Genomic DNA, 8,141 nt, shown 5'->3' with positions numbered 1-8,141 from the left:
AGCCATCTGGGCGCTCGAAAATGGGTACATCGCTGATAACCCGCATCCCGAGCTACCACCGCTTGAAGCTAGCCTTCAACCCTTAGAAGCGCCACGACAGGCACTTTGATTGGCATCAGTGCGACCCTTTTCGCTCTCAGCAATGCTAACTTTCCATTGACGTTTAAAACTGCCGACACACCAAGGCATTGACCCGCCCGTCTTGTGTTGCTGGCCCATCCGTCCGCCTCCGGATGGGCCTTCTTTTTCGTGGTTCTAGTCTAATCGATCGCTCTCGAGGAAATGACGACATGATGCAGGAGCGCAGCATCTTCGCTGGCGAATGCAATCGGGACAACCTCGGTGCGATTTAGCGGGTGGTGGGCTTCGATGGGAACGGAGCAAAATGCGTTCTATATCACCGCACAGAGCGGGGCGGCTTCCTCGACCGAGAGCATTCCCAGAGCCTGGCACGACTTCATTGAAGACCTTCAAGGGGAAGTCGAATGCCGTCCCATCCAGCGGTAGGTGAGCCAACTCGCCCCGCTAGAGCTTGAATGCGGGCCTTGGCGCAGTGAAGGCAAAGCTTAACACGGTCAACTTGACGACGACGGCTGCGGAAGCCTCTCTTTTCGTGATCGGCTAGCCACCCGCAGGTTTCTCGGCACCGCACCCGTCCGCGCCGAGCGTAGCGTTGGGGGAGTCAGCTCGGAAATGGCGGGCCGCCGCAGCATGCTACTACGTGGACAGCGGGGTGTAGGTCCACCGCATTCACTTGGTACAGTGACTGACCCGCTGCCTTATGTTGGGTCCAGGGCAGAACCACTTACCACGGCAGTAAAACCCATTGTGAGTGCATATTGAGAAGGACTTGGCCCGATCGTGCGCCGCCTTCCAAAATGAGCCCTTCACGGTTCGTGCCTCTGCGCGCGCCTGAGTGGCGCTGTGCAATAGGACGGCTGTCCCCTCACCGGCCAAAGTCGCCCACACACGACGGGACGACGGCTGACGCCACCACGGCGAGGACAAGCAGGCACTCGTTCGGCTGAAGCAGTGACTAGCCGCGCTCTAATTGCGGGCGACGCCCCCCCCCGGCGGGCCGTTCGTCCGGGCCGCCTACCTCTTAAGAGGTAGGGCGTGACAAATCCCACACATACGGTTTCGAGACTCCAACTACCATCTACACCATGCAAGAGAGACCTGAGGCGGGACCAAAGCTGGATTGTGGGCTGTGTGGGCGCTGATCCGGCTTTGGTCCCTGACGCCGCGAGCCTCCTGGCCGATGGGCTGACCAACGAAGCCTCGCAAGCGCTTCCGAGAAAGTACGTTTTTGCGAACAACTTCTCGCTAGCGCATTTGGGTAGTGCAGGCAGGCACGGGGCCAAGATGCTATGCCACCAACATAACGCCTGTTAAGTACGCGAGCGTCGCCCACTAGCGTTTGCCGTTCCGTGAGATCACTTGCCGCCTCGGTTACCGACGGTTTGGCCGATCGACGGCAGCAGGGCGGCGCTGCCGATCGATCCGCCCGTATTAATCGAGATGCTCGGGCATCTCTTCGAGTTGCTCTTTCGTCCAAGGCGTAATGGCGTGAACGTCGCCGGCCTCATCGCGCATGAAGTCCAAATCCGCCACCGGGACGGGACGGCCACAGGCTTTGCACCGATTCCTAGCATGCCGCCAACATCGATTACCTGACTCGCCGCCCCAGCGCCGTGATGGTGAGAAACGATGCCTACCTTCTCGTCGCCTGCGCCATAAATGGCCGTGCCCTTAAGGGCAGCTTGTTGAGTTCATTGCTCTGTAATCGTACATGCTAGCTGTGGTCCATCTTATATCCTCCGACCACTTCTTAACCCGTGGCCCAACAAAGCGTTGCGAGTGTCTCACGGCGCGGCGCCGGAGGCTGAGCGTCAGCTGAGGGGCTTCTTGCCCCAAAGCCGACGCCCGCTTTGTTTCCTACATGCCGTCGGACCACTCGGTCCGCTTTCCCCACTACTCTTTCATTTGCCGGTGAGTTGCTTCCAGGTTCCTTTGACCCAATCCCAGTTCATGCCTCGCTCCTTAGTGCTAGAGCCCGCGCGGGTTGCGGATAGATGGAACGACACCACGAAAGAAGACAACGCTAGCTCTCCGCAGATTGAATGCCGGGCGCGGTTGACGGCAGTGGTGGATCAATGCCGAATATGCTTCAGTCTTCGTCCCGGGAACGACACCTCGGCCGCCGAAGTGGATAAAACCTCAGCTCATGCGCCTAGTGAACGAGGCGCCCGGGCTTGGCTGGCTGCACTCGACGGCGGCCAGATCAAGCTGCTCACCCGGGTTAGATTGGTCCCACCGACACCGGCGGACGATCGAGGCGCTTGGCTCCCTAAAGGGGGAAATCAGCCTAGGCTAGGCAATTGTACCAGAAGGAGGTCGCCCTTCTGCGCTACAGCGAGCACGCTGCCGGCAACGACGCCCAATTTCCGCGCGCAAGCCTGCAAGCTCGGGCTGGAGGGTGCCATTGCAAGCGGGCCATAGCCATATGCCCCAGGCGACCGCGGGATTTGGGTGTCTAAGTGCCTCAACCGTGAGAGGTCGTGGTCGAGGGCTGGACGTATCGGGGGCAGCCGATCGCATAGCTGGTCTGGGATACTACACTGTCAGAACGTCCTTCGCGTGCTCTTGGTGGCGCATGGCAAGTTTGAACAGTGCGTCACGGTCGGATGAACGTCGAATTCGAATGAGTCCAGTCCGTTCCAAACGCACCAGCAGTCTGCCAGCAGTCATCGGATACCACTGTTTGCCTCCGCGAAGCGGGGGTACTTGGCGTCGGTTCAATTCCCGGGCCAAAGCGTTGTAGTTCATATATCCCTCTGCCCAGATCTCGCGGACGACTGGTGCCAAGGCTCTGGCGCGCAAGTTGGCGGCAACCATGTGAGACAAGGCACCAGGCGCTTTACCTCTTTGGCTAGAGATTGGACTTACGAGAGTGAGAGGGCATCTGATTGCTGACGGCATTTCCATTGCACGCGATCCTTTGCAGTTGTGTTTTCGCCTGGGGGCATTCCGCTTCTCGCGAAGCAGCGAGCGACCCGGGCGGTCTTCTAAAGGCTTGAGTTTGCAGTTCAAGTGCGGACTGTGGTCGTCCTGTGACCTTGTCACAGCCGGTGCTGCGGCTTTCCGATATAGAGCGCGCTCGCTTTGAACGGGCCTATTGTTCGAGAGAGGCGGAGAGGTGACCGAATGGGGAGCAAAGCTTCGTCGTTTGAAGAGTATCTGCCGGCGCCGACGGCTTGGGAGTGGAAGGGGCTGCCAAGTGGCACCGCCCCGGCCTTGGCCAATTCGGGCTTCCTCAGATCGAAAGACCTTCACTCATCTGACGCATTGGAACTAGCGACCATCCCAAGGGTGGGCTCTAAGAGTCTCGCCATTTTGTACGGTTTGTCGGCCCGCCCGCGACGAGGGAGGCCAGAATGAGAGTCAAAGAACTCTATTTACACCTCGCGGAAGCGTGCGAGCGCAAAGCGGGCGTCACCGACCTTCCCAATAAAAAAGCCGGGATGTTAGCCGCTGCGGCCGTGTGGCGCCGACTGGCCAACGCCGTCAGGCCGTCGGAGGGACCAGGATCGAATATCCTCGCGGACGAGGTCGCCGTCATGGAAGACTTGGCGGCTCGCTCATTCCCAGCGTCATCGATCTCAGGGTCGAAGGACTAAGAAGCGAGAAGACCGGCAGACACCCCGGAGTAAATGCAGGCGTCCACCGGCCCCCTTGGGATTGTTGCTAGGGAATCTGGGGGATCCCTTTGCTCCAAGAGAAGCGCCACTTAGCACAAAGTCCAGCAGCATGGCACCACGGCAGGAGACCGCCATCCGCGCGATATCGTCTATCGTCATCCTGCAGCCTTTGCCGGCTGGTTCGTAGCCTCTCTCGTTTCATTCGTGGTGGTTGCCCTCTTCGACTTTGTGGGCGGAGGCGTCAATGGAGTTCCCCTTGCTTTCGTTGCCACGCAGTCCGAATTGCATTCAAGAGGCAAGACCGGAGGTAGCAGCTACGGAGCGGTCATGATCCGGCACCTATTCGCGTCGCAGGTTCAATCGGTTCAGGCCGCAGTATGCCATCATTCGGCAGGGTGCAACGGATTGACGACGACAAGGCATGGGAGGAGATCTACGCCCTGCATGCCGACAATTGGAGGCGCCACCGAAGCCGGGCGACACGACGCACTGCCCGTCAAGGCCATTGAGCGCGACGCGCTGCGCTTTCTCTCCCTCGCGACGTCTGAGGTAGTTCTTTAGACCTCTGTAAGAATCCCTCACGACCCACTAGGACGGCTCGGATTGGGCTGGCCTGTGTGGACCGATTGCGCGGGGGGCAATATGTTCGTTGAAATCAGTTCGGACGGCCAGATCTCGGCCGTATACGTGGAACAGCAGTATCCTGATCAGAAGTGGGTACCGCCGTCCAACGAAGCCTTGCAAGCCTTCTTGGGCGACGCGCCAAAGCTGGGAAGGGATGCGAAGGGCAGGACTTGTTTGCTCCCGGCTCCAATTTTGCCTTTGCCCAAGCCGCGCCCTCTCAAGGGTCCCAAAGCACAGATGAAGCAACCTAGCCGCGTATGCGGCCAATCCTCACCGGAAAAGGTGGACCACAGCATGGCCATGCGGTTCACCTCCGCTCTCTACGAGTACACCCAGCACGAACCGATGCCCTGGAAGTGGCTCGGCGACATCGCAAAACACGCAGGGATTCAGCGCGACGACCAGTTCAAGCGGACTTTCGAGGTCGCGGAGGCCGCAGGCTGGCTCGTCGTACACGACGGCAACTCGGTGAAGTTGACTTTTGCGGGCATAAGGGCGGTCCGCCGATTTCAGGACAGCGCCATGGAGAAGCCATGGGATGTAGCGGCCCTTCCGGCCCAACCGCCTTTGGCATCGAGCAGCATTCAGTTTGGAATGAGGATTTAGTCCACGACGCAAAAGAGACATCAACGTCGCGAAGTTCTCGGCGCGCGTTCCCGCCGCTCGGAGTCACGGGCGGTCCCTCCCTCGACGGACTTCCGTGATGGCTCAGGGGTCCGGCGAATGCGACATCCGTCGCACAACCTGGCGTGCCGGCTTATCTTTCCGCTGCGCTTGGTATGAGACCTGCCGCTGCAGATTGTCATCGGTCCAGGTCAAATAGGTGACCCCCACGACCATTCGCGACATCCCTCAAGGACGCAGCGGACAATACACGCGACACACATCTGCGGGCCAGCAGACCATCAACGGCGACCCGGGCGTCTGCTATTTCCGCCGCCTTCATGAATGAGCGGATAAGTGCGACCATGGAGGCCTTGTTCGCACGGCACCGAGCCGGCGGCGACCTTGCGTGCAATAAGGTACGTCCGCCAAGGCCCTGCCTTGTCAGCTGGTGGCCGGAGCGACTCCGCAGCATCGCCGTCGCGGCAATGGGACAGCGCCAGAGAAAGGCTCGCCAGCCGGGGCGCTGTCGATGTTCGGGCGGGGCCGATTAGCAGTCTCGGTCGAGCACTGCACAGCTCTCTTTTACGCTCGATAATGGTAACGTTAGTCCTAGCCATAGCTGACTTCCAGAAGTCGGTTTTGGTCAGAGCCGTTGCGGGAGATCATGACATCCTTCCATCCGGCTCGCTCGCGCTTGGTAAGGTAAGTTCTTGGGCATCATGGCACGGGCTGTTGATGGCCATTCCCCGCGCGTTGTTGCGCCCACCACTCCCACGCCGGTACCCAATCGTGCTCATGGACGCCACGGTTGGCGATGCGGGCTTCTTCCTCCTGGTCGACATGGTTGACGCTCAACCGGTGTACGCCGTAAGCGCTGTCTTGAGGTCACCTTTCGAGGGTGCGGTGTGATCTGTAAGGGTAATGATCCCGTGTCGAGATTTGGGATCGGCTTGTGTCTAGACTTGAACCTACGCTTGAGCCTGAGCGTCAGATCCAACGGATCGAGGTCATCACCGGGGCCGGTGGTCGGCGTCATTGGACGACAGACGACAAGGCCCGGATCTTGGCGGAGACACTGGAGCCTGGAGCGGTCGTGTCTGTGGTCGCACGGCGTCACGGTCTGACGCCACAGCAGCTGTTCGGCTGGCGCCGCGCGGCCCGGAAGCTGAGCGAGGAATCGACCCCGAAGTTCGTGCCGGCGGTGATTGCCCCGCCACCAAGGAAGCAGCGGAAGCGACGCCAGAGCCGGCCCTGGCACCGATTGAGCTTGAGATAGCCGGTGTCCGGGTGCGGATCGGCGAAGGTGCGAAGGCCTCGACCGTATCGGCGGTGATCCGGGCGTTGAAGGCCAGCTCGTGATTGTTCCATCGGGTGGGGTTCGGGTGTTGGTGGCGACCAAGCCGGTCGACTTCCGCAAAGGCATGGAGGGACTGGCGGCGCTGGTGCGTGAGGCCATGGGATCGGACCCGTTCTGTGGAGCGGTCTATGTGTTCCGGGCCAAGCGGGCCGACCGGGTGAAGCTGATCTTCTGGGACGGCACGGGCATGGTGCTGGTGAGCAAGCGGTTGGAGGACGGCAAGTTCCGCTGGCCCGGTGTAGCGGATGCGATCATGCGGTTGAGCGCGGCCGAGCTACAGGCCTTGCTGGAGGGGCTCGACTGGCGGCGTGTGCATGAGCCGCGACGGATAGCAGTGCCGACAGCGGCGAGTTGACTCGGCTGGCGCAAAACGGTCGCAAGCTGCGAATGCCTGTGATCCACTGCGCTTGTGAGCGCGCAAGTCGATGCCCTGCCCGATGACCCCGGCCTGCTCAAGGCGATGCTGATCGCCGAGCAGCTTGAGAGCGAGCGGCTGCGCCAGATCATCCGCGAGTTCCAGCGTCATCGCTTCGGCCGGCGGGCGGAGAGCTTGCCGCAAGACCAGCTTCAGCTTGCGCTGGAGGATGCCGAGCAGGCAGCGGCAGCGGACAAGGCCGAGGCTGAGCAGAAGAACCTGGCCGAGCGCAAGGTGCGAGCCGCCCGCGGCGGACCAACCGCGGCAAGCTGCCGACGCATCTGCCGCGCATCGAGACGGTGGTCGATGTGGAGAGCACCATCTGCCGGTGCTGTGCGGGCACACTGCATCGGATCGGCGAGGACGTGTCGGAACGCCTGGACGTCGTGCCGGCCCAGTTCCGGGTGCTGGTCACGCGCCGTCCGAAGTACGCCTGCCGGGCTTGCACGGACGTGGTCATGCAGGCGCCGGCGCCGGCCCGACTGATCGAGGGCGGACTGCCCACCGAGGCGACCGTGGCCCATGTGCTGGTCTCGAAGTTCGCCGATCACCTGCCGCTCTACCGCCAGGCTCAGATCTACGTGCGCCAGGGCGTTGCCCTGGATCGCTCGACCTTGGCCGACTGGGTGGGGCGCGCCGCCTTCCTGCCGTGGCCCGTGCAGGAACGGCTGCTCGACAGGCTGAAGGCCTCGCCCAGGCTGTTCGCCGACGAGACGACGGCGCCGGTGCTCGATCCGGGGCGCGGACAGACCAAGACCGGCCAGCTCTTCGCCTACGCCCGGGACGATCGGCCGTGGGGCAGCAGCGATCCACCGGGCGTGGCTTACGTCTACGCCGCCGATCGCAAGGCCGAGCGACCGATCGCCCATCTGAAGGGCTTCACGGGCATCCTGCAGGTCGACGGCTATGGCGGCTACAAGGTGCTGGCCAGACAAAGCAACGTGCAGCTCGCCTTCTGCTGGAGCCACGTGCGCCGCAAGTTCTACGAGCTCGCCACGCCTGGTCCGGCTCCGATCGCCAGCGAGGCGCTGACGCGCATCGGCGAGCTCTATCGCATCGAGGGCGAGATCCGCGGTCGCTCGGCCGAGGAGCGCCGCATGGTCCGCCAGGAGCGCAGCCTCTGGTCGAAGCTCTTGAGCCGTGGCTGCGCACCAAGCTCCAGCTCATCAGCCAGAAGACCAAGCTTGCCGAGGCGATCCGCTACACGCTGTCGCGCTGGCAGGGCCTGTGCCTGTTCCTCGACGACGGCCGCGTCCGAGATCCTCGCCTGAAGCTCGGCAGATAGTGACGATGCGGCTGTAGCAGTGGCGGTCCATCCCTTGGCTGGCGATACTTCGCGACTACCTCTTAGGGGGTAACGTGTGACAAACCGACATGTAACGTCTCAAGTGGTCGACTACGTCTTGATCGATCGATCAGCTTTCAGGTGAGACCAAAG

Annotated in this window: 4 protein-coding genes and 2 pseudogenes; 5 read left to right on the top strand and 1 reads right to left on the bottom strand. The window is 61.7% G+C overall.

Features of this window, described 5'->3' with window-relative positions:
• Positions 1-1,512: 1,512 nt before the first annotated feature.
• Positions 1,513-1,810 (bottom strand): annotated as a pseudogene (locus tag RSO01_RS49350) (PRC-barrel domain containing protein).
• Between the two features lie 1,627 nt (positions 1,811-3,437).
• Here RSO01_RS49350 and RSO01_RS44780 point away from each other — a divergent pair.
• From RSO01_RS44780 to tnpC, 5 genes and pseudogenes are all read left to right on the top strand, one after another.
• Complete coding sequence (locus RSO01_RS44780) at positions 3,438-3,680, top strand: hypothetical protein (RefSeq protein WP_147157112.1); 243 nt, start codon at positions 3,438-3,440, stop codon at positions 3,678-3,680.
• Between the two features lie 663 nt (positions 3,681-4,343).
• On the top strand, positions 4,344-4,931 hold the full coding sequence (locus RSO01_RS44775) for a hypothetical protein (RefSeq protein ID WP_147157111.1): 588 nt from the start codon (positions 4,344-4,346) through the stop codon (positions 4,929-4,931).
• A gap of 952 nt (positions 4,932-5,883) precedes the next feature.
• A complete protein-coding gene (gene tnpA, locus RSO01_RS44770) occupies positions 5,884-6,207 on the top strand; it encodes an IS66-like element accessory protein TnpA (RefSeq protein WP_308933123.1) in 324 nt (107 codons plus the stop codon).
• A gap of 46 nt (positions 6,208-6,253) precedes the next feature.
• The gene (tnpB, locus tag RSO01_RS44765; protein WP_373868004.1) at positions 6,254-6,643 is read left to right on the top strand and encodes an IS66 family insertion sequence element accessory protein TnpB; all 390 of its coding nucleotides are present in this window, start codon (positions 6,254-6,256) and stop codon (positions 6,641-6,643) included.
• A 105-nt stretch (positions 6,644-6,748) separates the two neighbouring features.
• Positions 6,749-7,958, top strand: a pseudogene (gene tnpC / locus RSO01_RS44760) (IS66 family transposase); the annotation flags it as partial.
• Between the last annotated feature and the right edge of the window lie 183 nt (positions 7,959-8,141).

The organism is Reyranella soli (assembly GCF_007992495.1).
Classification (GTDB): Bacteria; Pseudomonadota; Alphaproteobacteria; order Reyranellales; family Reyranellaceae; genus Reyranella; species Reyranella soli.
Note: the sequence above shows the minus strand (reverse complement) of the source record. Positions and strands in the feature narration are given on the sequence as shown.